Source organism: Microbacterium protaetiae, from assembly GCF_004135285.1.
GTDB classification, from domain to species: domain Bacteria; phylum Actinomycetota; class Actinomycetes; order Actinomycetales; family Microbacteriaceae; genus Microbacterium; species Microbacterium protaetiae.
The window spans coordinates 3,430,634-3,456,492 of record NZ_CP035494.1 but is presented as its reverse complement, the minus strand read 5'-3'; the positions used below and the strand labels follow the sequence as shown (position 1 = coordinate 3,456,492).

Annotated in this window: 23 protein-coding genes, 3 tRNA genes and 1 other RNA gene; 13 read left to right on the top strand and 14 right to left on the bottom strand. The window is 68.8% G+C overall.

The window, feature by feature from the left end; translation table 11 throughout:
- Nucleotides 1-676: 676 nt before the first annotated feature.
- A complete protein-coding gene (locus tag ET475_RS16105; protein ID WP_129392600.1) occupies nucleotides 677-1,180 on the bottom strand; it encodes a glutathione peroxidase in 504 nt (167 codons plus the stop codon).
- Between the two features lie 57 nt (nucleotides 1,181-1,237).
- On the opposite strand from ET475_RS16105, the gene dusB reads away from it, so the two are divergent.
- The 6 genes from dusB to ET475_RS16075 all read left to right on the top strand — a co-directional run bounded on the left by dusB (nucleotide 1,238) and on the right by ET475_RS16075 (nucleotide 7,125).
- Nucleotides 1,238-2,401: a tRNA dihydrouridine synthase DusB gene (dusB, locus tag ET475_RS16100; protein ID WP_129392597.1), complete on the top strand. Its 1,164-nt coding sequence runs from the start codon at nucleotides 1,238-1,240 to the stop codon at nucleotides 2,399-2,401.
- Complete coding sequence (locus tag ET475_RS16095; protein WP_165310967.1) at nucleotides 2,355-3,725, top strand: deoxyguanosinetriphosphate triphosphohydrolase; 1,371 nt, start codon at nucleotides 2,355-2,357, stop codon at nucleotides 3,723-3,725. The genes dusB and ET475_RS16095 overlap by 47 nt, the downstream gene beginning before the upstream one ends.
- Nucleotides 3,725-5,581 carry a DNA primase gene (gene dnaG, locus ET475_RS16090; protein WP_129392591.1) on the top strand — a complete coding sequence of 619 codons (1,857 nt, stop codon included), beginning with the start codon at nucleotides 3,725-3,727 and terminating at the stop codon, nucleotides 5,579-5,581. The genes ET475_RS16095 and dnaG overlap by 1 nt, the downstream gene beginning before the upstream one ends.
- Before the next feature lie 43 nt (nucleotides 5,582-5,624).
- Complete coding sequence (locus ET475_RS16085) at nucleotides 5,625-6,413, top strand: ATP-binding cassette domain-containing protein (protein WP_129392589.1); 789 nt, start codon at nucleotides 5,625-5,627, stop codon at nucleotides 6,411-6,413.
- 56 nt (nucleotides 6,414-6,469) lie between these two features.
- Nucleotides 6,470-6,542: transfer RNA gene (locus ET475_RS16080), tRNA-Asn, on the top strand.
- A gap of 55 nt (nucleotides 6,543-6,597) precedes the next feature.
- Nucleotides 6,598-7,125: a ribonuclease H family protein gene (locus ET475_RS16075; protein WP_129392586.1), complete on the top strand. Its 528-nt coding sequence runs from the start codon at nucleotides 6,598-6,600 to the stop codon at nucleotides 7,123-7,125.
- A gap of 65 nt (nucleotides 7,126-7,190) precedes the next feature.
- Here the strand turns inward: ET475_RS16075 and def are convergent, their stop codons facing one another.
- Complete coding sequence (gene def, locus ET475_RS16070) at nucleotides 7,191-7,757, bottom strand: peptide deformylase (RefSeq protein WP_129392583.1); 567 nt, start codon at nucleotides 7,755-7,757, stop codon at nucleotides 7,191-7,193.
- 57 nt (nucleotides 7,758-7,814) lie between these two features.
- Here def and ET475_RS16065 point away from each other — a divergent pair, with 57 nt between their 5' ends.
- Both ET475_RS16065 and ET475_RS16060 read left to right on the top strand, forming a co-directional pair.
- Nucleotides 7,815-8,798, top strand: a complete 984-nt coding sequence (locus ET475_RS16065) for a DMT family transporter (RefSeq protein ID WP_129394080.1) — start codon at nucleotides 7,815-7,817, stop codon at nucleotides 8,796-8,798.
- A 135-nt stretch (nucleotides 8,799-8,933) separates the two neighbouring features.
- Nucleotides 8,934-9,007 (top strand) — tRNA-Ile (locus tag ET475_RS16060).
- A 69-nt stretch (nucleotides 9,008-9,076) separates the two neighbouring features.
- On the opposite strand, the gene ET475_RS16055 is transcribed toward ET475_RS16060, so the two are convergent.
- Both ET475_RS16055 and ET475_RS16050 read right to left on the bottom strand, forming a co-directional pair.
- On the bottom strand, nucleotides 9,077-9,979 hold the full coding sequence (locus tag ET475_RS16055; RefSeq protein ID WP_129392579.1) for an NADP-dependent oxidoreductase: 903 nt from the start codon (nucleotides 9,977-9,979) through the stop codon (nucleotides 9,077-9,079).
- Nucleotides 9,980-10,158: 179 nt separating this feature from the next.
- Nucleotides 10,159-10,830 carry an NAD(P)H-hydrate epimerase gene (locus ET475_RS16050; RefSeq protein ID WP_129392577.1) on the bottom strand — a complete coding sequence of 224 codons (672 nt, stop codon included), beginning with the start codon at nucleotides 10,828-10,830 and terminating at the stop codon, nucleotides 10,159-10,161.
- A 160-nt stretch (nucleotides 10,831-10,990) separates the two neighbouring features.
- Between ET475_RS16050 and ET475_RS16045 the strand changes: the two genes are divergently transcribed.
- Nucleotides 10,991-11,494: a DUF3145 domain-containing protein gene (locus ET475_RS16045; protein WP_129392574.1), complete on the top strand. Its 504-nt coding sequence runs from the start codon at nucleotides 10,991-10,993 to the stop codon at nucleotides 11,492-11,494.
- Between the two features lie 135 nt (nucleotides 11,495-11,629).
- On the opposite strand, the gene ET475_RS16040 is transcribed toward ET475_RS16045, so the two are convergent.
- The 6 genes from ET475_RS16040 to aceE form a co-directional block, all read right to left on the bottom strand.
- Nucleotides 11,630-12,868 carry a beta-ketoacyl-[acyl-carrier-protein] synthase family protein gene (locus ET475_RS16040; RefSeq protein WP_129392571.1) on the bottom strand — a complete coding sequence of 413 codons (1,239 nt, stop codon included), beginning with the start codon at nucleotides 12,866-12,868 and terminating at the stop codon, nucleotides 11,630-11,632.
- 59 nt (nucleotides 12,869-12,927) lie between these two features.
- The gene (locus ET475_RS16035; protein ID WP_129392568.1) at nucleotides 12,928-13,176 is read right to left on the bottom strand and encodes an acyl carrier protein; all 249 of its coding nucleotides are present in this window, start codon (nucleotides 13,174-13,176) and stop codon (nucleotides 12,928-12,930) included.
- 73 nt (nucleotides 13,177-13,249) lie between these two features.
- A complete protein-coding gene (locus ET475_RS16030) occupies nucleotides 13,250-14,251 on the bottom strand; it encodes a beta-ketoacyl-ACP synthase III (RefSeq protein WP_129392565.1) in 1,002 nt (333 codons plus the stop codon).
- A complete protein-coding gene (locus tag ET475_RS16025) occupies nucleotides 14,248-15,168 on the bottom strand; it encodes an ACP S-malonyltransferase (protein WP_129394078.1) in 921 nt (306 codons plus the stop codon). The genes ET475_RS16030 and ET475_RS16025 overlap by 4 nt, the downstream gene beginning before the upstream one ends.
- 76 nt (nucleotides 15,169-15,244) lie before the next feature.
- Nucleotides 15,245-16,471, bottom strand: coding sequence for a PucR family transcriptional regulator (locus tag ET475_RS16020; RefSeq protein WP_129392562.1), 1,227 nt, complete (start codon nucleotides 16,469-16,471; stop codon nucleotides 15,245-15,247).
- A gap of 6 nt (nucleotides 16,472-16,477) precedes the next feature.
- A complete protein-coding gene (gene aceE, locus ET475_RS16015; protein WP_129392559.1) occupies nucleotides 16,478-19,204 on the bottom strand; it encodes a pyruvate dehydrogenase (acetyl-transferring), homodimeric type in 2,727 nt (908 codons plus the stop codon).
- A 131-nt stretch (nucleotides 19,205-19,335) separates the two neighbouring features.
- On the opposite strand from aceE, the gene ET475_RS16010 reads away from it, so the two are divergent.
- The 3 genes from ET475_RS16010 (at nucleotide 19,336) to ET475_RS16000 (ending at nucleotide 21,963) form a co-directional block, all read left to right on the top strand.
- Nucleotides 19,336-19,408, top strand: a tRNA-Val gene (locus ET475_RS16010).
- 82 nt (nucleotides 19,409-19,490) lie between these two features.
- Entirely contained in the window at nucleotides 19,491-20,222 is a 732-nt protein-coding gene (locus ET475_RS16005) for a zinc ribbon domain-containing protein (protein ID WP_129392556.1), read from the top strand.
- Between the two features lie 43 nt (nucleotides 20,223-20,265).
- The gene (locus ET475_RS16000) at nucleotides 20,266-21,963 is read left to right on the top strand and encodes a bifunctional 3'-5' exonuclease/DNA polymerase (RefSeq protein WP_129392552.1); all 1,698 of its coding nucleotides are present in this window, start codon (nucleotides 20,266-20,268) and stop codon (nucleotides 21,961-21,963) included.
- A 3-nt stretch (nucleotides 21,964-21,966) separates the two neighbouring features.
- On the opposite strand, the gene ET475_RS17930 is transcribed toward ET475_RS16000, so the two are convergent.
- From ET475_RS17930 to ET475_RS15990, 3 genes are read right to left on the bottom strand one after another with little or no spacing between them, the layout of a single operon-like run.
- Entirely contained in the window at nucleotides 21,967-23,013 is a 1,047-nt protein-coding gene (locus ET475_RS17930) for a DUF4012 domain-containing protein (RefSeq protein WP_165310965.1), read from the bottom strand.
- Entirely contained in the window at nucleotides 22,914-23,714 is an 801-nt protein-coding gene (locus ET475_RS17925) for a hypothetical protein (protein WP_165310963.1), read from the bottom strand. The genes ET475_RS17930 and ET475_RS17925 overlap by 100 nt, the downstream gene beginning before the upstream one ends.
- Before the next feature lie 3 nt (nucleotides 23,715-23,717).
- Nucleotides 23,718-24,374 (bottom strand): LPXTG cell wall anchor domain-containing protein, encoded by a 657-nt coding sequence (locus ET475_RS15990; RefSeq protein ID WP_242497672.1) that lies wholly within the window; start codon nucleotides 24,372-24,374, stop codon nucleotides 23,718-23,720.
- Nucleotides 24,375-24,526: 152 nt separating this feature from the next.
- Between ET475_RS15990 and rnpB the strand changes: the two genes are divergently transcribed.
- An RNA gene (rnpB, locus tag ET475_RS15985) (RNase P RNA component class A) lies at nucleotides 24,527-24,892 on the top strand.
- Between the two features lie 188 nt (nucleotides 24,893-25,080).
- Here rnpB and ppgK read toward each other — a convergent pair.
- Complete coding sequence (ppgK, locus tag ET475_RS15980) at nucleotides 25,081-25,845, bottom strand: polyphosphate--glucose phosphotransferase (protein ID WP_129392546.1); 765 nt, start codon at nucleotides 25,843-25,845, stop codon at nucleotides 25,081-25,083.
- Nucleotides 25,846-25,859: the final 14 nt, after the last annotated feature.

The window sequence follows — 25,859 nt, the reverse complement described above, 5'->3', positions numbered from 1 at the left end:
GCGCCGCCGTGTCACAGAAGGTGCGGCTGTTCCGCCGGGAGGTCGCCGCTTGTGTGACACGCGTGCGGGGTGCGGCACGGCGCGAGCCGCCTCCGCGGCGGTGCGTCGCAGTTTGAGCGACCCACCGCTCGGCGCGGCCGTGTCACAGTAGGTGCGGGTGGTCCGCCGGGAGGTCGCCGTTTGTGTGACGCGCATGGTGGCCGTGTCGCAGAAGGTGCGGCTGTTCCGCCGGGAAGTCGCCGTTTGTGTGACGCGCATGGTGGCCGTGTCACAGAAGGTGCGGCTGTTCCGCCGGGAAGTCGCCGCTTGTGTGACACGCGTGCGGGGTGCGTCGCGGCGCGAGCCGCCTCCGCGGCGGTGCGTTGCACTTTGAGCGACCCACCGCTCGGCGCCGCCGTGTCACAGTTTGTGCGGGTGTTCGGCCTGGAGGCCGCTCCTTGTGTGACACGCGTGGCGACGGTGTCACAGTAGGTGTGGCTGTTCGGCCTGGAGGCCGCTCCTTGTGTGACACGCGTGGTGGCCGTGTCACAGTAGGTGTGGCTGTTCGGCCTGGAGGTCGCCGTTTGTGTGACACGCGTGGCGACGGTGTCACAGAAGGTGTGGGTGTTTCGCCGGGAGGGCGCCGTTTCTGTGACAGTGCCTCCGCAACCGGCGGATGCCCCGCCGAAGGCGCCGCTCAGCCAGGCAGATTCTGCTCGATCACCGCGATCACGGCCGGGTCGTCGGGTGTGGTCTGCGGGCGGAAGCGGTGCACAGCGCCGTCGGGCGTGACGAGGAACTTCTCGAAGTTCCAGGCGACCGGCCCCCGCTGGCCATCCGGGTCCTCGACCTTCGTCAGTTCCTGATAAAGCGGCGCCGCGTCGGGACCGTTGACCTCGAGCTTGTCGAACACGGGAAAGGTGACTCCCCACGTGGTCGAGCAGTACTCGAGAATCTCGTCGATCGACCCCGGCTCCTGACCATGGAACTGGTTGCAGGGAAATCCGAGAACGGTGAATCCGCGCTCACCATAGACACGTTGCAGCTGTTCGAGCTGTTCGTACTGCGGGGTCAGTCCGCACTTCGAGGCGACATTGACGATCATCAGCACCCTGCCGTCGAAATCAGCCAACGTGGCCGTGGCGCCGTCGGCGGTTCTGAAAGGGATCTCGCGCAGATCTGTGCGGACAGTTTCGCTCATCTCCACAGCCTAAGCGCGCACGACCACGCGGGTGTCGCCGTCTGGGAGAATAGAGGGGTGACCACCCTCGCCGCTCCCGCCCGCACCTTGCGCATCGGGCCCATCGAGCTCGACGCGCCGGTGGTGCTGGCGCCGATGGCCGGCATCACGAACGCCGCATTCCGCCGGTTGTGCCGCGAATACGGGGCGGGGCTCTACGTCAGCGAGATGATCACGACCCGCGCCCTCGTCGAGCGCAATGCCGTGACCATGCGGCTGATCACCCACCACGAGTCCGAGTCGCTGCGCTCGATCCAGCTGTACGGCGTCGACCCGGTGACGGTCGAAAACGCCGTGAAGATCCTCGTCGACGAAGACCGGGCCGATCACATCGACATGAACTTCGGATGCCCCGTGCCCAAGGTCACGCGCAAGGGCGGCGGATCGGCCCTGCCGTGGAAGCTCGACCTCTTCGAGGCCATCGTCACGCGCGCCGTGAAAGCCGCGGGCACCATCCCGGTCACGATCAAGATGCGCAAGGGTATCGACGACACCCACCTCACCTACCTCGACGCGGCCCGCATCGCCGAAGACGCCGGTGTCTCGGCCATAGCCCTGCACGCGCGCACGGCGAGCCAGTACTACTCGGGGCATGCCGACTGGTCGGCCATCGCCACGCTCAAGCAGGCCATCACCAGCATCCCGGTGCTCGGCAACGGCGACATCTGGTCGGCCGGCGATGCGCAGCGCATGATGGCCGAGACCGGTTGCGATGGCGTCGTGGTAGGACGTGGATGCCTCGGCCGGCCGTGGCTGTTCGGCGATCTGGCCCGCGCGCTCGGTGAGCCGGGGGCGGCGACCGCCGAGCCTGTGGATGCAACCCTGGGCTTCGTCGCCCGCGCGTTCCGGCGGCATGCAGAACTGCTCGTCGAGTTCTTCGAAGACGAAGACCGGGGATGCCGCGACATCCGCAAGCACGTGGCGTGGTATTTCAAGGGTTACCCGGTCGGGGGCGAGCTGCGTGCGCGGCTGGCGACATCGTCGAGTCTGGCCGAGATCGACGAGCTTCTGGCCGAGATGGACCTCGACGCCCCCTACCCGGGAGCATCGGCCGAGGGGCAGCGGGGGCGGGCGGGTTCGCCCAAGCGCACCGTGCTGCCCGAGGGGTGGCTCGACTCGCGCGAGATCGGCGCACATGCGGCATCCCTCACCGAATCGGAGGCCGACACGAGTGGCGGCTGAGGGGGCGTCCGCGGTCGGCGTCGCCCCGGGCCGGCCGAGCGGATACGACGAGGCGGATGCCGCGCGGTACTTCGGGGAGCGGCATCGCTCGCAGCGTGACGACTTCGCCCGCGACCGCGCCCGGGTGCTGCATTCGGCGGCACTGCGGCGACTGGCCGCCAAGACCCAGGTGCTCAGCCCCGCCTCGCCGGCTGACTTCGCCCGCAACCGCCTGACCCACTCTCTCGAGGTGGCGCAGGTGGGCCGCGAGCTGGCCACCGCCCTGCGGCTGTCGCCCGACGTCGTCGACACCGCGTGCTTGAACCACGACTTGGGGCATCCGCCGTTCGGGCACAACGGCGAGCGGGCGCTCAACGACTGGGCCGAAGACATCGGCGGATTCGAGGGCAACGCGCAGACCCTGCGGATCATCACGCGCCTCGAACCCAAGGTGCTCGGGCCCGACGGCGCCAGCTACGGGCTCAACCTCACCCGCGCGAGCCTGGATGCCACCTGCAAGTACCCGTGGACCGCCGCGCACCCCCTGCCCGACGCCGGCGGCCGGTTGAAATTCGGGGTGTACGCCGACGACGAAGAGATCTTCCACTGGATGCGCGCGGGCGCGCCGGGGCGCGTGCGCTGCATCGAAGCTGAGGTCATGGACCTCTCCGACGACATCGCCTACTCCGTGCACGACTTCGAAGACGCCATCGTCAACGGCTACCTCGACCCGGCGCGGCTGACCGCGTCCGGTGAGCACGAGGCGCTGCTCGATGCTATCCAGACCTGGGTGGGCTACGACTTCCACCGCGACGAACTCGCCGACGCCCTGCACCGGCTGACCCAGCTCAGTGATTGGCTGACCTCGTTCGATGGCACTCGTGCCGCACTGGCACGTTTGAAGAACCTCACCAGCGACCTCATCGGCCGCTTCGCCCGCGCGGCGACATCGGCCACGCGCGAGGCGTACGACACCCCGGTGCTCACCCGCTATCGCGCCCATGTCGTGGTGCCGCGCGTGATCGAGGTCGAGATGGCCGTGCTCAAAGGCATCATCGGCGCCTTCGTCGTCTCGATCGAGGGGCGCAAACAGCTGTACAAGGAGCAGCGCCGGGTGCTCAAGCGCATCGCCGATGCACTGTGGGAGCGTCCCGAGCACCTCACGCCGGTCTATGCCGAGGACTTCGCCTCTGCGACCACGGATGCCGCGGCCCGTCGTGCCGTCGTCGACCAGGTCGCCAGCCTGACCGATCAGCTGGCGATCTCTTGGCATCGCCGTCTCGTGGGCGAGGTCGATGCCGCATCGCTGGGCGTCTGGTCGCCCGACCATGTGGGGGTGCCCTGATGCCGGGGCGCATCGCGCAGGCCGACATCGACGAGGTCAAGGCACGCGTGAACATCGCCGATGTGATCGGCGAGCGGGTCGCGCTCAAGCCGGCCGGCATCGGGTCGATGAAGGGCCTGTGCCCGTTCCACGACGAGAAGAGCCCGAGCTTCAACGTGCGCCCACAGGTGGGCTTCTATCACTGCTTCGGATGCGGTGAGTCGGGCGACGTGTACACCTTCTTGCGGCAGATGGACCACCTCTCGTTCACTGAAGCCGTCGAGCGCCTTGCGGCGCGCATCGGTTTCACCCTGCACTACGAAGAGGGCGGCGCCGCACCCGAGACCTCGGGTCGCACGCGCCTGTACGCCGCCAACGCCGCGGCAGCCGAGTGGTTCCGACAGCAGCTGATGACGCCCGAGGCCGATGCGGGTCGGCGTTTTCTCGGCCAGCGCGGCTTCGATGCCGGCGCAGCGGCGCACTTCGGGGTCGGCTACGCGCCCAAGGGCTGGTCGGGGTTGCTCGACGCGATGACGAAGCAGGGCTTCACGCGTGACGAGCTGATCGCTGCCGGCCTCGTCTCGCAGGGGCAGCGCGGCGTGTACGACCGGTTCCGCGGTCGGGTCGTGTGGCCGATCCGCGACATCACCGGGCAGACGCTCGGCTTCGGCGCACGTCGGCTGTTCGATGACGACAACGGCCCGAAGTACCTCAACACCCCCGAGACCGTGCTCTACAAGAAGACGCAGGTGCTCTACGGCCTCGACCTGGCCAAGCGCGACATCTCCCGGGGCGAACCACGCCGCGTGGTGGTCGTCGAGGGCTACACCGATGTGATGGCCTGTCATCTGGCCGGTGTCACCACCGCCGTGGCCACCTGTGGCACGGCGTTCGGCGCCGACCACATGAACATCCTGCGCCGCGTGATCGGCGATGACGGCACGGCCGAGGTCGTGTTCACATTCGACCCGGATGCCGCCGGTCAGAAGGCCGCGGTGCGCGCTTTCGCGTCGACGAAGTCACTGAAGGCGCAGAGCTTCGTGGCTACCGGCCCGCAGGGCCTGGACCCTTGCGATCTGCGTCTGCAGCGGGGGGATGCCGCTGTTCGCTCGCTGATGGACGCCAAGGTGCCGATGTTCGAGTTCGTCATCGATCAGCGGGTGGCGGGGTTCGACCTGGCCACCGTCGAGGGGCGCATCGGCGGGCTTCGGGCGGCGGCGCCGATCGTCGCCGAGTTGCGCGACCCGATCATCCGCCGCGAGTACGAGCGGGTTCTGGCCCGTCGGCTGGGCATGGACACCGGCGAGGTGCACCGTGAGGTCGACCGCGCTGCGCACGCCGAGGCGAGCGCGGCCCGCGCGCCGCAGCGTGCTGAGCCTGCGGCATCCGCCCCCTCACCAGAACTCCGGGTGACGCTGGCCACTCTGCCGCGCACCCCCGACGTGGGCCTCGAGCGCGACGCGATGATGGGGTTTCTGCAGTACGGCCATCGCATCGATCCCGATCTGCGGCAACGAGCCGTGGCGCTCGAGATGCGCAATCCTGCGCTCGAGGCCGTGCGGCAGAGCGTGGCCGCGGCCACCGACGTCAGCCGCCCGGGCTGGGCGGTCGAGGCCGTCTCGGCGGTGCGCGAGCCGTATCGCTCGCTGGCAGCAGAGCTTCTCACCGGCGAATTTCCCGCGCGCGACGACGACCACGCCGTGGTCTCGGCACACGACCTGGCCCGTCGCTTGGTCACCCGCTCGCTCGACGGCCGAAAGCGCGAACTGCTGGGGGCCATTCAGCGCGTTCCGGCCGACTCCGAGCAGGGCCGCGCGGTGCGCATCGAACTGCGCGAGCTCGACGCCGAACGGCAGCGTCTGCTGGCCGAATCGTAGGCTCGGGTGGCGCCGGTGCTCGTGGCACGGCAGGATGAGGGACATGGCCCGCCGACGCGACGCCGAAGTCGCCATTCAGTGCACTGATCTGTCGATCGCCCGGGCCTCAGCCCGCGGCGACGCCGCGCGCGTGATCGACGGTGTCGACGCGACGCTGCCGCATGGCGGTGCCCTGGCAGTGCTGGGTCCCACCGGTGCCGGCAAGTCGAGCCTGGCTGCCGTGCTCGCGGGCGCCGACGAGCCTGGGCTCGCGGTCGTTGGTGGCGACGCCCTGGTCGAGGGGATTCCTGTGCGCCGTCCAGGGCGTGCGCACCGTGTGCACACCTATCTGACGGGGTACCTGGCGCAGGGCGCCGGTGCGCGGCTGCCGTCACGACTGACCGTGGAAGAGGTGATCTCGGCGCCCATCACCAGCCGATCACGCAAGGTCGACAAACGGGCCCTGGCGATCCGGGTGGCGGCGCTGCTGGATGAGTTGAAGCTGCCGCTCGGGCTGAACGTGAAGTACCCCTACGAGCTCAGTGCCGGCATGCGTCAGCGTGTCGCTGTCGCCCGATCCCTCATGCTCGAACCGCGCGTGTTCATCGCCGACGATCTCATGGCCAATCTCGACATCTCATCGCGGGATGCCGTGCTCGACGCTCTTCGTCGGCGCCGCGAGGCGTATGGGATGTCGACCCTGCTGGTGGGCAACGATCGCGAAGCGGTGGAGGGGCTGGGCGCACGGGTGCTCGTGCTGCGGGCCGGGCACGTCGTCGCCTTCGGCGAGAGCGTCGGCGACGTGTTGTGGAGCCCGAACGTTGAGGCCGATCATCGCCTGATCGCGTCGTGAGCACCCCGAGAAGTTTGCTAAGCTAGTCGGGCTGCCCGCCCCAACGCGGAGCACATTCCTCCATAGCTCAATTGGCAGAGCAGCCGGCTGTTAACCGGCAGGTTCTTGGTTCGAGTCCAAGTGGGGGAGCGAAGGCCTCGAGGCTCCACCCTCGGGGCCTTTTTTCACGCGCGGAAGGGCCGATATGACCGACAGCTACACCCTCGCGACCGACGGCGCCTGCTCGGGCAACCCCGGGCCGACCGGCTGGGCATGGGTGGGCGCCGATGGGCAGTGGGCGGCCGGATCTCTCGTGCAGGGCACGAACAACATCGGTGAGCTGCTCGCGCTGCTCAACGCCATCCGCGATCACCGTGATGTGAACGCGCTCACGGTGCAAGCCGACTCGAAATACGCCATCGACACGTACGAGAAGTGGATGGATGCGCACGCGCGACGTGGCTGGAAGACGAGCACGGGCGCACCCACCAAGAATGTCGACATCCTCAAGGACCTCATCGCCGAGCGCGACGCGCGTCGCGAGCACGGGCTTGCGGATGTCGTGCTCGAGCACGTGCGAGGGCATGCCGGCCACCGGCTGAACAGCTGGGCCGATGAGCGGGCAGTGCGCGCCGCGAAGCACGCGGCGACCGGAACCGCGAGCCGGTGGTCATCGCTTGATGGCCAGGAGCCCATCGACATCGCCCTCGACCCGCCGCGCCTCGGTCGTTGAGCGACGAGCGCAGCCGCCACCCCGCTCGTTGAGCGACGAGCGCCGCGAGGAGTCGAAACGCGCCCTTATGCGTCGATGTCGTCGACGCCGGGGGTCCACGCCTGTCCGGGCTTGCCCCACCCGCGCTTGCGCGCGATCTTCTGCGTGGTCTTCCAGTCGCTGTCGCCCAGGCGGTCGATGTAGAGGATGCCGTCCAGGTGATCGAACTCGTGCTGCATGATGCGTGCGCGCCACCCGTCGACCTGAATGCGCACCGGCTTGCCCTCGACGTCGATCCCGGTCACGAGCACTTCGTCAGAGCGGCGCAACGGAAATCGCTCCCCGGGAAATGACAGGCACCCTTCCGACTCATCGTCGGGGTCGGGCGAGCCCGGTTCGGCGGGCTTCATCCACAGCACGGGGTTGATGATCTCGCCACGCCAGGGTGCGCCATCGTCATCCTGGTAGGTGTACACGTAGATGCGCAGGCCGACTCCCACCTGGGGTGCTGCCAGGCCCACGCCGGGTGCGGCATCCATCGTCTCGTACATGTCGGCGACCAGCTGACGGATCTCGTCACTTATCTCGTCCACCGTGGAGGCGGGGGCATGAAGCACGGGATCGCCCATGATGCGGATCGGGAGAATGGCCACGTCTTCAGCCTACCGGGGGGCCTGCGCGGCTAATGTCGAAGGGTGATCGCGACAGACATGCCGCTGGCCGACGTCACCGACCAGCTGGTCGGGGTGTTCGGCGATCCGAAGATCCTGATCGGCATTCCGCTCGCACTGCTGGGTGCGGTGTTCATGTCGTTCGGCGCGCAGTACCAGTACCGCGGCGTCAACAAGGTCGAGCGGATCACCGGTACGAGCGGCAGCGAGGGGTTGAGCGGCCGGCAGCTGCTGAGCCTGCTGCGTCGTCCGTCGTGGGTGATCGGCACCCTGATGCTGGGACTTGCCATCGTGTGCCAGTTGAGTGCGCTGGTGTTCGCCCCGCTGATTCTCGTGCAGCCGCTGGGGGCGATTTCGCTGGTGATCACGACGCTGTTGAATGCTCGGGTCTCGGGTCACGCACCCACCCGGCAATCGATGACGTCGATCGTCGCGTGCATCGGCGGCATTCTGGTGTTCGTCACCATCGCCGCTTTCGTCGCGACCGAGACGCCGCTGACCACGGGGCAGATTCTCACCGTGGCGATCATGCTCGCGGTGATCCTCGTGCTGGCGGCGACCACGTGGGCGCTGGTGCGCAAACGCGCGCATCCGCTGTTCTACATCGTCACCTCGGGCATTCTCTACGGATTCGTCGCAACGCTTGCCAAGATCGTGATCAAGCGTGTGCAGGCCGCCGATTTCGGATGGCTGACAGTGGTCTGCGCGGTGGGGCTGCTGCTCGCCGTCGCCCTGGGCGCGTATTTCGTGCAGACCGCCTACTCGGTGGGCCCTCCCGATCTTGTCATCGCCGGGCTCACCGTCATCGATCCGATGGTGGCGGTGCTCATCGGTCTGCTCGTGCTCAAAGAAGCGGCGACGGCGAACATCTGGGCATTCGTGGGATTCCTCGCGGCAGGACTCATCGCGGTCTACGGCGTCTTCTCGCTCGCCCGCAATCATCCGCAGGTGATCAGCGAGAGCCAGGAGCTGCCGATCCGAAGAGGCAGCCATGGGATGCCGGGTGACAAGCCGAAGCCGTAGCCTTCAGGCCGGCTCACCGACGCATCGACGATGAGGATGAGGGATGCCGCAGTCGCGCCGGCGACGACGACGTGTGCCGTCACGCCCAGAAGATGATCGAGGCATGCCCGCGATCGCGATAGGCTCGTCGTACGAGGGGCGGTGGCCAAGCTGGTGAAGGCAGCGGGCTCATAACCCGACGATCGTGGGTTCAAGTCCCACCCGCCCTACTCTGACCACGCGCCCTACCCGGATGACCGGCGACAGCGCGCGACGTCACGGGCGCGGCGGTCGGGGAATCACTCGACGGTGAGCACGAGTTTGCCCCGCACCACTCCGGCCTCACCGATCCGGTGTGCCTCGGCGATCTGACTGAGGGGGAACGTACCGCCGACGGTGATGGTGAACCGTCCTTCTTCGGCCATTCGCGCGACCTGTGCCAGCGCGTACGTGGCGCGGCCGCTGTCGCCGCGACTGAAGCGAACGCCGGTCTGCTGTGCGCCGACGAAGTCGGCGACGGTGACGACCCTTTGCGCGCTGCCGGTGAGATCCACGAGTTCGGGGAGCACTCCGCTGCCGGCCACGTCGAGGGCGACATCGACCCCAGATTCGGCGATCGCCCGCACCCGCTCGGGCATCCCGTCGCCGTAGGCCACCGGTTCGGCGCCGAGCTCGCGCAGCATGTCGTGCGTCGCCGGACTCGCCGTGCCGATCACCCGTGCGCCGCGGTCGACGGCGAGTTGCACCGCGGCACTGCCGACGCTCCCCGAGGCGCCGTTGATCAGCAGTGTGCTGCCGGCGGTGACGCCGAGCTCATCGAGCGCGCGGGCGGCCGTCTCGGCCGCTGCCGGAATCGCCGCAGCGTGCACCTCGTCGAGTGCGGCTGGAATGGGCGCCCAGAACGAGAGCACCGCCGACTCGGCTTGCGCGGCGCCATACGGCGAAGCTCCGAAGACCCGATCGCCGACGGCGACCCCCGAGACCTCGTCGCCGATCTCATCGACGACCCCCGCAGCCTCGTAGCCCAGGGTCTGCGGCAATTCTTGATCCATCAGGCCCTGGCGCTTCTTCCAGTCGCTCGCGTTGACGCCGGCGGCATGCACGGCGATGCGAATCTCTCCGACTCCGGGATGCGGATCGGGCAGCTCAACGATCTCGAGCACCTCGGGTCCGCCGAAACGGCTGAACTGTGCAGCCTTCATGACACACTCCTCCACGAAAAGAAGTGGCAGGCCATCCGGACCGCGTGTGCGCGTGCTCCGGCCCCGCGCTTCGCGCGGGGCCGGAGCACGTTTTTACTCCGATATGTCGACCCTACGCGCGGTGGGTTCGGAACGCACCCGCTGCACGGCCCGGCATGCACCGGCACAGCGCGCCGTGGTCAGGGCACCTGAAGAACGGGAGTCGTGTTCGCCAGTTGCTCGCCGAGCCCGATGTCGACCAATCGCACCTCACCGGCGTACGCGACGGCCGGCCCGCGCAGCAATCCGGCCTTGTGCGCACCGAAGGTCACCGTGAGATCGGCCGGCAGCACCGTCGCGTCGGGCACGGTGCCATCGTCGGGGTTGACGCCGCTGGGAATGTCGACGGCCACGACCGCCGGGGCACGGTCACCGGTGAGCGCGGGCAGTACGGCAGTGACGACCTCGCGCCCCCGTCCGCGCAGGGCGGGGGAGTCCGCGGCGCCGGTGCCGAGGATCCCATCCACGATGACGTCGGCGGATGCCGCGGCAGCGGCGGCGTCCGGCACGATGACCGCCCCCGCTTGACGCGCGGCGGCCAGCCCTTCTTCGTGAATGCGTGAACCGACGTCAATGATCGACACCTGGCAGCCATCCGCCGCCAGTGCCGCCCCCGCGAACAGCGCATCACCGCCGTTGTTGCCCGAACCCACCAGAAGGAGCACGCGGCCGGGCGCGGCATCCCGCCCCTGCAGTACCTCGCGCACGACGTCGGCGAGCCCTGTGGCCGCGCGTGCCATAAGGGGCACGCCCGCCGCGAGCAGCGGCGCCTCGGCCGAGCGGATCTGCTGTGCGGTGTACCCCGAGCGCATGTCGTCGACACTACCGCCGCGTCCACCGCGCGACACGAGAATCACAGGCTTGTCATTCTCGAGCAACCAGGCGATAATGGCCGTGACAACCGAACAGCACGCCGCCACGCGGATCCGGTCAGGTCGTAGGGGAAGACGCACCTGACGAAACGGAGAGACCATGGCGACGACACAGGCGCGCGGAGTGATCCTTATCCACTCGGCGCCACGCGCGTTGTGCCCACACCTGGAGTGGGCGGTAGGGCGTGCCCTGGGGCGTGCTGTCAACTTCGAGTGGGTGGAACAGCCGGTTCTCTCGGGCAGTCGGCGCGCCGAATTCTATTGGGAGGCCCCGGCCGGCACCGGCGCGGCGCTGGCCACGGCCATTCGGGGCTGGGAGCACCTGCGCTTCGAGGTGACCGAAGACCCGAGTGCGCGCAGCGACGGCGGGCGATGGATGCACACCCCGGGGCTGGGCATCCACTACGCACAGACGGATGCCGCCGGCAACGTCGTGATCGGCGAAGACCGCCTGCGCTATGCGATGGAGGTCGCCGCCGGCGACGTGGCCGAACTCGAGCGCGAGCTGCAGATCGCCTTGGGCGCGGCATGGGATGAGGAACTGGAGCCGTTCCGGCACGCGAGCGACGACGCGCCGGTGGTCTGGTTGCACAAGGTCGGGTAGATCCTCGGGCGGTCAGGCGCCACTACCGGTCATCGGCGGAGACAGAACCCGGAGACTGAGAACGCGAATGACCGCCCGATACAACGAAGACGCCCCGCGGAGGCTTCCCGCGGGGCGTCTTGGGTTTTGCGACGGTCAGGGCGTGGCGATAGCGACGACGGCGTTGTGTCCGCCGAAGCCGAACGAATTGCTGATGGCCAGCTGCGGGCCGTCGCTGAGGGGCTGCTCGTCACCGGAGATGCGGAAGGGCACCTCGGGGTCTTGCTCGGTGATGTTGATCGTCGGCGGGGCGATCCGATCGCGCAGCGCGAGCACGGTGAACACGGCCTCGAGGGCTCCCGTCCCGCCCAGCAGGTGACCGGTGGACGCCTTGGTGGCCGACACCGGGATATCGTCGATGCGGGCACCGAACACCTGCTTGAGCGCCTGATACTCGTTCGGGTCGCCGACCGGCGTCGACGTGGCGTGCGCGTTGATGTGCGTCACGTCGTCGGGCGACGCGCCCGCCTCGCCGAGTGCCAAACGCACCGCGCGGGCCGCGCCATGACCTTCGGGATCGTTCGCGGTGATGTGATACGAGTCGGCCGTGACCCCGCCGCCGGCGATGACGGCATAGATCTTCGCGCCGCGCGCCTTGGCGTGCTCTTCGCTTTCGAGCACCAGCGCGGCAGCGCCTTCACCCATGACGAAGCCGTCACGGTCGACGCTGCCCGGGCGCGAGGCATGCGCGGGGTCGTCGTTGCGGCGCGAGAGCGCCTGCATCGACGCGAACGACGCGATGGTGATGGGGTGGATCGCCGATTCGGTTCCGCCTGCGATCACGATGTCGGCCAGGCCGTCACGGATGTGCTCATAAGCGTTGACGATCGACTCGGTGCTCGAGGCGCAGGCGCTGGCGACAGTGCGTGCGAATGCCCGCGCACCGAAGTGCAACGACAGGTTGCCGGCCGCAGCGTTGGGCATCAGCATCGGGACCGTCATCGGCATGACACGTCGCGGGCCCTTTTCGCGCAGGGCGTCCCAGGCGTCCAGCAGCGTCCAGACGCCGCCGATGCCGGTGGCGAAGTCGATGCCGAAACGATCGGCGTCCACCTCGGGGCTGCCGGCATCGGCCCATGCTTCCTTTGCCGCGACGAGCGCGAACTGGGAAGACGGGTCGAGTCGCTTCGCGATGGGACGTTCCAGGACGGTGTCGGGGCGCACGATGCCCTCGGCCGCGAACGTGACGGGAAGGTTGTACTTCTCGACCCATTCGTGTTCGAGCGTGCGGGTGCCGCTGACGCCGGCGCGCAGGGCGGACCAGCTGTCGGGCGCGGTGCCCCCCAGGGGCGACGACGCGCCGATGCCGGTGACGACGATGCGGGACGTGCTCATTGTGGGATTCCTCGGGGTTCGGGGGTGCCGGTGGGGGCGTGATGCCCCCACCGTGAAGGTCACGCCTGGTGGGAGGTGATGAAGGTGACGGCGTCGCCGACGGTCTTGAGGTTCTTGACCTCGTCGTCGGGGATGGTCACGCCGAACTTCTCCTCGGCGTTGACGACGATGGTCATCATCGAGATCGAGTCGATGTCCAGGTCGTCGGTGAACGACTTCTCAGCGGCCACCTCGTCGGCGGCGATGCCCGTCTCGTCGGTGATCAGTTCGGCCAGGCCGGCCAGGACCTCGTCGTTGGTGAGTGCCATTTCTGCTCCTTGTTGTTGGGTTCGCTTCCGGCCCGGCGGGCCGTGGACAAGTCTAGGGTCGGGCGGCTGCGGCTCAGGGGAGGACCACGACCTGTGCGCCGAACACGAGTCCTGCGCCGAAGCCGATCTGCAGGGCCAATCCGCCGGACAGCTCGGGGTGTTCTTCGAGCAGCCGATGCGTGGCCAGCGGGATGGATGCCGCCGAGGTGTTGCCGGTCGTCTCGATGTCGTGGCCGACCACGACGGTCTCGGGCAGCTTGAGCTGCTTGGCGAACTCGTCGACGATGCGCAGGTTGGCCTGGTGGGGGATGAACGCCGCGAGATCGTCGGCGGTCACGCCGGCCGCCTCGAGGGCGCGACGGGCGACCTTGACCATCTCCCACACCGCCCAGCGGAAGACGCTCGGCCCCTCCTGACGCAGGGTCGGCCAGGGCGCTTTGCCGTCGCGGAACTCGGTGAGGGTGGCGTTCATGCCCACCAGCTCTGCCTTCGAGCCGTCAGAGCCCCAGACCGTGGGACCGATGCCGGCGAAATCGCTCGGGCCCACCACCGCGGCACCGGCGCCGTCGCCGAGCAGGAACGAGATGCTCCGATCGGTGGGGTCGACGATGTCGCTGAGCTTCTCGGCGCCGATGACGACCGCGTAGTGGGCGGCCCCGGCGCGGATGAGCGCGTCGGCCTGCGCGATGGCGTACGCGAACCCCGCGCAGGCGGCATTGACGTCGTAGGCCGCCGCCGGGTTCGCCCCGATGCGGTCGGCGACGATGGCGGCCACCGACGGCGTCTGCTTCGGATTGCTGATCGTGGCGATGATGACCGCGTCGATCTTCTCAGGCGCGATGCCCGAGCGCTCGACAGCCTCGCGAGCCGCTTCGGTCGACAGATCGATGGCACTTGTCTCGGGATTGGCGCGGGCGCGCGTGATGATGCCGGTGCGCTGCCGGATCCACTCGTCGCTTGAGTTGATCGGCCCGACGAGGTCATCATTGGGCACGGCGTTCTCGCCGCGCGCGGCGCCGTAGGCGTACACCCGGGTGTACGCGGGGCCGGTGGACTGGTTCAACGTGATGCTCATGCACTCTCTCCGGTCAGCAGCGCGACAGCCGCCTCAAGATCGTCAGGGGTCTTCACCGCCACGGATGGCACCCCGCGCAGCGCGCGCTTGGCCAGTCCGACGAGCGTGCCGGCGGGGGCGAGCTCGATGATTCCGGTGACGGAGTGCTCGGCGAACGACTGCATGCACAGATCCCAGCGCACCGGTGAGGCGACCTGCGCCACCATCAGGTCGAGGGCCGCGCGTCCCGAGTCGACGACGCTGCCGTCACGGTTCGTCCACAGGGTGAGAGAGGGGTCGGATGCCGCGACGGACGCCGCTGCCGACCGCAGCGTGTCGACCGCAGGTGCCATGTACCGAGTGTGGAAGGCCCCGGCCACCTGCAGGGGGATCACCCGGGTGCCACGTGGCGGGTCGGCGGCGAGTTCGGCCAGGTCGCCGAGAGCTCCGGCGGCGACGATCTGCCCGCCGCCGTTGTGATTGGCCGCGGTCAGGTTCGCCGCGGTCAGGCGTGCCAGCACATCATCGGCCGCACCGCCCACCACAGCGCTCATACCGGTCTGCTCCGTGGCGGCGGCCGCGGCCATCGCGCGCCCGCGGATGCCGACCAGCCGCAGCGCTTCAGCGTCGGTGAGCACGTGTGCGGCGGCCAGCGCCGCCAGTTCGCCTACGGAGTGCCCGGCGACGCCGCCCGGCGCCGTGCCTGCGGCATCCACCACCGCCTGATACGACAGCAGACTCGCCGCCACGATCAGCGGCTGGGCGACCTTTGTGTCGCGGATGCGGTCGGCATCCCACTCGGTACCGGCGGCGACCAGGTCGACCCGGGCCTGATCCGAGAACTCGGCGAGGCGCCCGCGGGCTCCGTCGCGTTCGAGCCAGGGGGAGAGGAACCCGGGGGTCTGCGAGCCCTGTCCGGGGAAGACGGCGATGATCACCATCCCATCCTGCCAAACCCGAGGACGTCCAACTGGCCACCGGCACACAAGAATGCCGACATCGTTTGTGCGGGTCCTACACGCCATGCGGGGGTCGGCGTTGCGCGCTCGGGCTGCGCCGGCGTGTCGCATCCGTGCCGATGGCACCCAGGATGAGGGCCGTCTGCAGGATCAGCGCTTCACGGGGGCCAGTGGCATCCCAGCCGATGACATCGGTGACGCGTTTGAGGCGATAGCGCACCGTGTTCGGATGCACGAACAGCTCGCGAGCGGTGGCTTCCAACGATCGGCCGTTGTCGAGGTAGCTCCACAGCGTCGTGACCAGATCGGTGCTGTGGGACTGCAACGGACGAAAGACCTTCTCCACGAGGGTCTGCTTGGCCAGCGGGTCGCCGGCCAGAGCGCGTTCGGGCAGCAGGTCGTCGGCGTCGACGGGGCGGGGCGCATGGCGCCATGACCGGGCCACGGCGAACCCCGCCAGGGCGGCGCGGGCACTCTGGCCGGCTTCGACGAGCGCCGGCACGGCGGGCCCGAGTACCAGATGGCCGGGACCGAAGCCAGGCTCCAGGTGCCGGGCTATCTGCAGGAATGGCAGGCCCGGTTCCTCGGTATTGCGCTCGGGATGCTCGGCGCGCCCGAGCACCAGCACGAGGCGCGAGCCCTGCACGCCGATCAGGGCGTCGACCCCGAGCTTGCGCGCAGCGCGGCGCAGCTGGTCGACGTCGAACTGCGTCGGCGTCGTGCCCACCAGCACCGCGACCTCGCCATGCCCGTGCCAGCCGAGCGCGGCGATGCGGCTGGGCAGTTCGTCATCGGCACCGCCCGTGAGGATGGAGTCGACGACGAGGGCCTCGAGGCGGGCATCCCACAGCCCCCGAGCCTCGGCGGCACGCGCATAGACGTCGGCCGCGGTGAAGGCGACCTCGCGCGAGTACAGCAGAATAGCCTCGCGCAGATGCACCCCGCGGTTCGCGACCTTCTCCTCGGTGACCTCGACGGTCACGCGAATCAGTTGCAGGGTCTGGGTGAGGCTGACGCTGCGCAAGAGTTCACGCGGGGCGGCATCGAAGATGTCGGCGGCGATCGACGGCGTCGAGTTCGGGTCGTCGTACCACTGGATGAACGAGGTGATGCCGGCTTGGGCGACCAGGCCGACCGCCGAGCGTCGCGCCGGCGGCATGTCGGAGTACCAGGGCAGCGTCTTCTCCAGGCGACCCAGCGTTGCTGTGGCAAGGTCTCCGGAGATGCGACGGAGCCATGCCAGGGTCTCTGCCTTGTCTTTCGGAGTCTCGTCACCGCTCATGGTCACTCAGCTCTCTCCACCCGCATTGCCGCTGGTGCCGGCGTTCACGTCGTGCAGACGGTACTTCTCGATCGCCTGGGCAGACAGCGACCGGTCGACGATGCCGTCTTCGGCCAGTGCCTGCAGGGTGCGCACGACAATCGACGGTCCGTCGATCTTGAAGAAGCGCCGCGCCGCGGGACGCGTGTCGCTGAAGCCGAAGCCGTCGGCGCCGAGGGTGGCGAACCGGTTCGGCACCCACGGGCGGATCTGGTCCTGCACCGCGTGCATGAAGTCGCTCACGGCGACGACGGGGCCGTCGGCACCGCGCAGCTTCTGCGTGATGTAGGCCGTGCGCGGCTGGTCATCAGGGTGCAGGAAGTTGTGCTCGTCGGCGGCCAGGCCGTCACGGCGCAGCTCGGACCAGCTGGTCACGCTCCACACGTCGGCGATCACGCCCCAGTCGTCGCGCAGAAGTTGCTGCGCCTCCAGGGCCCAGGGCACGCCGACGCCCGACGCGAGAAGCTGGGCGCGCGGGCCGTCGCCGGAGCCTTCGGCGATACGGTGGATGCCGCGCACGATGCCGTCCACGTCGACGCCCTCCGGCTCGGCCGGCTGGACCATCGGCTCGTTGTAGACCGTGAGGTAGTACATGACGTTCGGGTCGGGGTGCTCTCCGCCGTACATGCGCTCGAGGCCGTCGCGCACGATGTGCGCGATCTCGTAGCCGTAGGCGGGGTCGTACGACACCGTTGCGGGGTTCGTTGAGGCCAGCAGCGGAGAGTGCCCGTCGGCGTGCTGCAGACCTTCGCCGGTGAGCGTAGTGCGCCCCGCCGTCGCGCCGATCACGAAGCCGCGGGTCATCTGGTCGCCGGCGGCCCAGTTCGCGTCTCCGGTGCGCTGGAAGCCGAACATTGAGTAGAAGATGTAGACCGGGATGAGCGGCTCGCCGTGGGTGGAATATGAGGTGCCGGCGGCGGTGAAGGCGGCGATGGCGCCGGCCTCGTTGATGCCCACGTGCACGATCTGGCCCTGAGCGCTTTCCTTGTAAGCCAGAAGCAGCTCGCGGTCGACGGAGGTGTAGTGCTGGCCGTTCGGGTTGTAGATCTTCGCGGTCGGGAAGAACGCGTCGATGCCGAAGGTGCGCGCCTCGTCGGGGATGATCGGCACGATCCGGTGCCCGAAATCCTTCGCGCGCAGCAGATCCTTGAGCAGCCGCACGAACGCCATCGTGGTGGCGACTTCCTGAGTGCCTGACCCCTTCTTGGGCAGGGCGTAGGCGGAATCGCCCGGCAGGGCCAGGTCGACGTGCGTGGTGCGCCGCTCGGGAACGAAGCCGCCGAGTTCGCGGCGGCGATCGAGCATGTACTGGATCGTCTCGTCCTGCGGGCCCGGGTTGTAATACGGCGGCAGATACGGGTTCTCTTCCAGCGTGGCATCCGTCACCGGAATGTGCATCGCGTCGCGGAACTGCTTGAGGTCCTCGAGGGTCATCTTCTTCATCTGGTGCGTCGCATTGCGCCCGGCGAAGTGCGGCCCCAGGCCGTAGCCCTTGATGGTCTTGGCCAGGATCACGGTGGGCTGGCCTTTGTGCTCGACGGCCGCCTTGAACGCCGCGTACACCTTGCGGTAGTCATGGCCGCCGCGACGCAGGTTCCAGATCTGATCGTCGGTGAAGTCCTTGACCAGGGCCAGGGCGCGCTCGTCCTTGCCGAAGAAGTGCTCGCGCACGTAGGCGCCGTTCTCGGCCTTGTAGGTCTGGTAGTCCCCGTCGGGTGTGACGTTCATGACGTTCAGCAGGGCGCCATCGACGTCGCGGGCCAGCAGGTCGTCCCACTCACGGCCCCAGACCACCTTGATGACGTTCCATCCGGCACCGCGGAAGAAGCTCTCCAGCTCTTGGATGATCTTGCCGTTGCCGCGCACCGGACCGTCGAGCCGCTGCAGGTTGCAGTTGACGACGAAGGTCAGGTTGTCGAGCCCCTCGTTGGCGGCCACTTGCAGCTGTCCGCGGCTTTCGACCTCGTCGAGCTCGCCGTCGCCGAGGAACGCCCACACCCGAGAGTCGGAGAGGTCTTTGATGCCCCGGTTGGTGAGGTACTTGTTCGTCATCGCCTGGTAGATGGCGTTGATCGGCCCGATCCCCATCGACACCGTCGGGAACTGCCAGAACTCGGGCATCAGGCGGGGGTGCGGATAGGAGGGGATGCCGTGCGGTGCGCGCGACTTCTCCTGGCGGAATCCGTCGAGCTGCTGTTCGGTGAGCCGCCCCTCGAGGAACGCACGCGCGTACATGCCGGGCGAGGCGTGCCCTTGGAAGAAGACCTGATCGCCGCCCGAGGGGTGGTCCTGGCCCCGGAAGAAGTGGTTGAACCCGACCTCGTACAGCGAGGCAGACGAGGCGTAGGTCGAGATGTGCCCGCCGACGGCGATTCCGGGCCGCTGCGCGCGGTGCACGGTCAGCGCGGCGTTCCATCGGATCCACGAGCGGTAGCGGCGCTCGAGCTCTTCGTCGCCGGGGAAGGGTGCCTCGTTCTCGGGCGCGATGGTGTTGATGTAGTCGGTGGTCGGCACCGCGGGTACGCCCAGGTGCAGTTCCTTGGACGTTTTGAGCAGGCTGAGCATGATCTCGCGCCCGCGGCCGGCTCCCTTGGCCTGAACGAGCTGCTGCAGGGATTCCTGCCATTCGCTCGTCTCGTCGGGGTCGCTGTCGAGCGGGCCCTGGGAGTACGGATCCTGGTCGTGAACAGTCACGGGAGGCCTTTCTTCGTCTGGCGGGTCACGTCAGAGACGGGCGGATGCTGCGCCGTGGGTCTGACTCGGCGCACACCGTGCACAAGCCTAGCGATATGGCGGGTCGGCGATGGGACATAGACTTTCGGCAGGGGCCTTTAGCTCAGCTGGTAGAGCGCCACGTTTACACCGTGGATGTCGTCGGTTCGAACCCGGCAGGGCCCACCGGAGAGTTCCCGACAGCGTTCCCTGGGTGAGGGGGCCCGACGCGGATACGCGATCGGGCGCGCACAGGTAGGTTGGAACTGTGAACGCGACCCCCGCACAGCAGAAGGCGCTGCTTGACGTCGCCGACCTTGATACCCGCATCCGTCAGGCCGATCAGGCACGTCGCAATCCGGCGCAGGCGGCTCGGGTGCACGAACTCGTCACGCGACGCCAGCAGCTGACCCAGGAACTGACAGCCCGCCAGGGCGTGCGCGATGATCTGCGCACTGAGCTCAAGCGCATCGAGTCGGATGTGGCGGTCGTGGATGCCCGGCGCGAACGCGATCTCGAGCGTCTGAACGCGGCATCCAACTCGAAAGACGCCCAGGGGCTCGAGAGCGAGCTGGCCTCGCTCGCCCGGCGCAAGAGCGATCTCGAAGACGGCGAGCTCGAGGTCATGGACAAGCTCGAGCAGGCTGAGGCCGCCGTCGCCGAGATCGAGGCGCAGATCGCCGAGGTCAACGACGAGGGTGCTCGCCTCAGCAGTGCGGGAAAGGCAGAGGTCGCCGAGGCGACCTCGCGGTTCGAGACCGCCACACGTGATCGTGCGGCGGTGGCCGGCACTCTGCCCGCCGAGCTGGTGGCGTTCTACGACAAGGTGGCCACCCGCAGCGTCGGGGCGGCGCTGCTGCGCCGCCAGACGTGCGAGGGATGCCGCATGATGCTCTCGGGCACCGACCTCAGCGTCATCCGCCAGGCCGCGGAAGACGCCGTGCTGACCTGCCCCGAGTGCGGGTGCATTCTGGTGCGCACCGAGGAGTCGGGGTTGTGAGAGTGCCGCACCCGCCACGGCGGTGATCGCCGAGGCGACGGCGATGGTCGCCGTCGGCACCGACGGCGACGGCATCGCTTGCGCGCAGCTGGACGCCGAGGGCACGGTGCTGCGCCGCGAGAGCATCGATCGCGTCGCGCTTTCCGGCCTGGCTCGGACCGCCGTCGACGTGCGGTGGGTCTGGTCTGACACGGCGCACTGGTACCCGTCGCTGTTGGATGCCGGGGTACGGGTGCGGCGTTGCCGCGATCTGCGGCTGTGCCACGCGATCCTGCGTGACAGCACCCTGGTCGCCGAGCCTGCGGCGGTGCGGGCCGCGCGCGCGTGGGATGTCGCGGCCGAGGTAGACAGCGGCGCTGCGCCTCCGGCCCTGTTCGCCATCGCCGAGAGCGCGGGTGAGGCGGCGCCGCCGCACGATCTCGACGAGGTGCTGGCTGAGCTGGCCCGGCAGCGCGATGCGGTGGCATCGGCCGCAGAGCGCGGACGCCTCGAACTGCTGTGCGCGGCCGAGTCGGCCGGTGCGCTGGTGGCGGCGGAGATGAGGGCGGCTGGATTGCCGTGGGATGTCGCGGCTCACGAGCGCATTCTCGAAGACGTGCTCGGGCGTCGGCCGGCAGGTGGCGGGATGCCCGAGCACATGACGGCGCTGGCCGCCGAGATCCGTCGACACCTCGGCGATGCGCAGGCGAGCCTGGACTCGCCCGCGAAGCTGCTGCGCAGTCTGCACCGGATCGGCGTGCAGGCGGAGTCGACGTCGCGGTGGGAACTGCGGCGGTTCGAGCACCCCGTTATCGCGCCGCTGCTGGAGTACAAGCGGCAGAGTCGGCTGCTGGTGGCCAACGGCTGGGCATGGCTCGATGAGTGGGTGCACGACGGCCGGTTCCGCCCGGTGTACGTACCAGCCGGGGTGGTCACCGGCCGCTGGGCGTCGTCGGGCGGGGGAGCGCTGCAGATCCCGCGGCTGCTGCGCGAGGCGGTGCGCGCTGACGACGGCTGGACGTTCGTCGTCGCCGATGTCGCGCAGCTTGAACCGCGCGTGCTCGCGGGGATGTCCAGCGATGCCGCTCTTGCCCGCGCCGCTTTCGGCCGTGATCTCTACGCGGGCATCGTCGACAGCGGCGCTGTGGCCACCCGGGCCGAGGCGAAGGTGGCCATGCTCGGTGCGATGTACGGGGCGACCACCGGCGAGAGCGGTCGGCTTGTGCCGCGGCTGCGGCGCGCCTACCCGCGGGCGATGAAGCTCGTCGACGACGCTGCTCGCACCGGCGAGCTCGGGGGCGTCGTCTCCACCTGGTTGGGACGGTCGTGCCCGCCGGCATCGGAGGGCTGGCAGCGCGCACAGCGACAGGCTGCGGGCGAGACCGGAAGCGCGATGGACCGGGACCGGGCGCGACGGGCGGCCGGCGATCGCGGCCGATTCACGCGCAATTTCGTTGTGCAGGGTACTGCCGCCGAGTGGGCGCTGGCCTGGCTGGGGGAGGTACGCTCACGGCTTGAGAGCCTGGGCTCGGTCGGCGCGGGCGAGACGGCGCCACGGTCGGGTCCGGCGATGGCCGATCGCGCCCACCTGGCCTTCTTTCTGCACGATGAGCTGATCGTGCACACACCGGTGCGGCAGGCGGATGCCGCGGCGGCGATCGTGCGTGAGGCTGCGGCATCCGCGGGTCGGCTGCTGTTCGGCGGGTTCGCCATCGACTTTCCGCTCGACCTCAAGATCGCGCCCACTGCGGCGAAGGAGTGAAGGTCAGTCGCAGGACAGCGCGCCCGTGGCGATGGCGGGGTCGCTGAGCATCGGCGTGTGCACGATGTGCACGGCCTCGCCGCTGTCGACGACGAAACGGAACGCCAACACGTTCGTCTCGCCGGGCTGCGGATTCACGTGAGCGATGCTCGTGGGGTGTCCCTCGGCATCCACGTTCGCCGACGACGCGAGCTGTCCGTCGATGCGCACTCCCTCGAAGAACGCGCCAGGCGGCGCCGCCACCGACACGTTCATTCCGATGTCGCCGGTGGCCACCCCCCAGATTCCGCCGCCGGTCATGCTCGACGGAAACGAGCCGGCATCCTTGGGGGCAGTGCTGGTGAGTGACACGGCAACCTCGACGGTGTGCTTGCCGTCGCTGCGGCAGATGCCCTGCGCGGTGGTGATGGAAGTCTGCATGTACCCGGCCATCTTGCCGCCGGTGTTGTCGTTGAAGTAGACGGCGTAGGTGCCCGCGCCGGCCAGCTTCTGCCGCACGAGCGGGCCGCCGACAGGTCCTACTTCGACGGCCTTCTGCGTGGTCGGATCTGAGCTCCACACCGAAATCCGCCCGTCGTGGATCGGCTGGGCAAGAGCCTCGGCCCACTGCACCGGCGAGAGTCCGTGATCGAACAGCCGCGTGAAGACGGCCGTCGTCGCCTGAGCGAAGAACGCGCTCTGCTGCTCGGATGTCATTGTCATGTAAGGGTCGACCAGCAGACGCTGGACAAGGTTGTCTGCCGTCAGCTCGCTGCCGTCGGCAAGCGTGACGGGACCGGCCACGCGCAAGAGGGATTGCAGCACGATCGGATCGATGGAGATCACGGCGTTCGGCGCGGCACCGCCGTGCTCGGTCCACCAAGCGGAGGCCAGCGACGCGGTCGTCGTGAAATCGGCTGGGATCGAGGCATCCTGCACGAAACGACCGACGACGTCGCCGTACAGCGACGTCAGTCCCTCAGGAATCGGCATGATCGGCGAGGTGCGGTAAGAGAATGCTGTGGAATCTGCCATCTTCTGCAGGTGGAGCTTTCCACCGTCAGCGCGCACCTGCACGAACGTGCCGGTGATCCCGCCCCCGAGCGCAGCTCGGCGGGGTTCTGAATCATGACCAGCAGTGTCTGGGGCGAGTCTGTGCCCAGAAGCGCCGGGAGCACCTGCGCCGACGACGCGAGGGGCTGCAGTGTCGCATCGGCGGTGGTGATGACATCGCTGAGCCGGTTCACGCCGGAGGCGACCGGATACAGCAGTTCGCCGCGCGGGATGGCTGCCAGCTGCTGGGCGGCATGGTGCAGCGCAGCGGCCGACCGGTCGAGCGGCCCGCCCGCGGCCACGGCGGCGCCCAGTGCGGCGCTGTCGGCGTCGGCGAGGCCGGTGGCGGTGCGCAGGATGGGGGCAACGACCTGGGTGCTGACGGCGTCGACCGCACCGACCGCGACGCGCACGGCGCCAAGATTCACGCCGACGAACGGCAGGTGCTCGGCGGTGGTCCACAGCGGATCGGACGACAGGGCCACTGCCTGCTCGGTATGCGATGCCAGCTGTGCGTTGACCTCGCCCAGAGCGTTGAGATCGCGGTCGGCCACCGCCGTGCTGAGCTGAGCGGTGAGCGCATCGATGGCGTCTACCTGGGACTTGATCAGCACGGCGCGCACCCCCACCCAGGCCGCCGCACCGGCCAGGACGCACAGCGCCAGGACCAGTCCGAGCGCATGCCACGGCACGCGGCGTCGCGCCGCGGTGTCGGTCATCGGTCAGCTGTGCTGGCGACGGCGAGCCAGCACAAGGCCGGCGCCGGCCAACAGCACGATGCCTCCGCCGATCGCGATCGGGATGACCGGCACGTTCAGCCCGGTGACCGGAAGGATGCCGGCGGAGTCGGCCGGGACCGACGCGGGTGCGGCGCAGGCACTCGTCGCGGCCGGGTACGACAGCGGCACCTGCAGCGACGGGTTCACCTCGAGCGTCGCGGTGACGTGCGTTCCGCGCGTCCACGCGTAGTTGCCGGTGGTCGGTACCAGGTGGTCACCCGTGCCGGTCCAGCCGGGCCAGGCGATGCCGTGACCGCTCGAGTCGACATCGGCGCCCGGCCACAGGATCTTGCCCGTCAGCTTGTCGTTGACCAGCGCGCCCAGATCGATCGTCAGGGTGTGCGTCCCGTCGGTGAGAACCAGGCGCACTTCGTGGCCAGTGGCGACGTTGTCGGGATCGGTCATGGTGACCGAGAACGAGATCCACGGGGCATCCCCGATGCACACGCCGCTGGCGGTCGAACCGGCCAGTGTTGGAACGGTGGGCGTTCGTGGTGTGTAGTTCGAACCGCCGCCGGTGTCGTCGGCGAAGGCGGTCGACGCCCCGCCGAGAATCAAAAGTGCGGCCACTGCCACGGCCGCCATGGACTTGCGAAACATCGCTGCCCTCCCCAGTAAGGCATCTTGTCGGCCACCCCTGGCCGATCACACACCCGCCCCAGACGGATGTACCTGGATTCTAGCGCACAATCGGCTGGCGGACGAGGACCGTGAGCAGAGTGTTGCGGGAGCGGATAGGCTCGATATGCGAATGGGTCGGCTGGATGGTCGCGTCGCGCACGGCTTGCCGTGTCGCGCCGAGGAACGTCCGGGCTCCACAGGGCAGGGCGGTGGTCAACAGCCACCCGGAGTGATCCGCGAGACAGTGCCACAGAGAGCAGACCGCCGGCGCAAGCCGGTAAGGGTGAAAGGGCGGTGTAAGAGACCACCGGGGTCGCGGCGACGCGACTCGCACGGCAAACCTCGCCCGGAGCAAGGTCAGACAGGGGATGATGACGCGGCCCGCCGAGTCCCCGGGTAGACCGCTGGAGCGGCACGGCAACGTGTCGCCGAGAGAGATGACCATCCACGGGGCTTCGGCCCCCGGACAGAACCCGGCGTACAGGCCGGCCCATTCGCCCGCCCCCACCCCGGAAATTCCATATGGAATTTCCTCGACCACATCAAACCGGCGACAGATTGATGTGGTCTTGGAAATTCGATATGGAATTTCCGGGCCGCGAGCGCCGGGGCCGCGAGCGCCGGGGCCGCGAGCGCCGGGGCCGCGAGAGGCCGGCGGCGGGGTGCGGATGCCGCGGACGCGACCTCAGTCGGCGGCCAGGGCCGCAGCGCCGATGATCCCGGCGTTGTTGCGGTGCACAGCCGGAACGATGGGCGTGCGCAGGTCGAGCAGCGGCAGGAACTCGTCAGCGTGCTTGGAGACACCACCGCCGACGACGAACAGGTCGGGGCTGAAGAGGAACTCCAGGTGGTCGTAGTACTTCTGCAGGCGCTTGGCCCACTTCTTCCAGGTGAGCTCGTCCCGTTCCATCGCGGAATAGGCGGTCCACGCCTCGAAGTCGGTCTTGTGCTCGGCCCGCTGCAGGTGCCCCAGCTCGGTGTTGGGAACCAGCGTTCCGTTGTGGATGAGCGCCGTGCCGATGCCCGTGCCCAGGGTGGTCAGAAGCACGATGCCGTCTTTGCCCTTGGCGGCGCCGTACCGCACTTCGGCCACGCCGGCGACATCGGCGTCATTGGCGAAGTGGATGTCGCGGCCCAGGCCCTCTTCGAAGAAGTTCTCTGCCTCGAAACCGATCCAGTCGTGCGAGACGTTGGCCGCCGAGAGGGTCTTGCCGTTTTTGACAATCGCGGGAAACGCCACACCCAGCGGCATGTCGTCGTCGTCGCTCACCTCAAGGGTGGCCAGCACCTCTTTGACGGCCGCCAGCACATCATCGGGGCGTGCACCCGAGGGCGTTGAGACCTTGATCCGGTCGCTGAGCAGTGTGCCCGTCTCGAGGTCGACGATGCCGCCCTTGATACCGGTGCCGCCGATGTCCACGCCGACGGCGCGTGTGGTTCCAGATGCCATGTGCACCAGCCTAT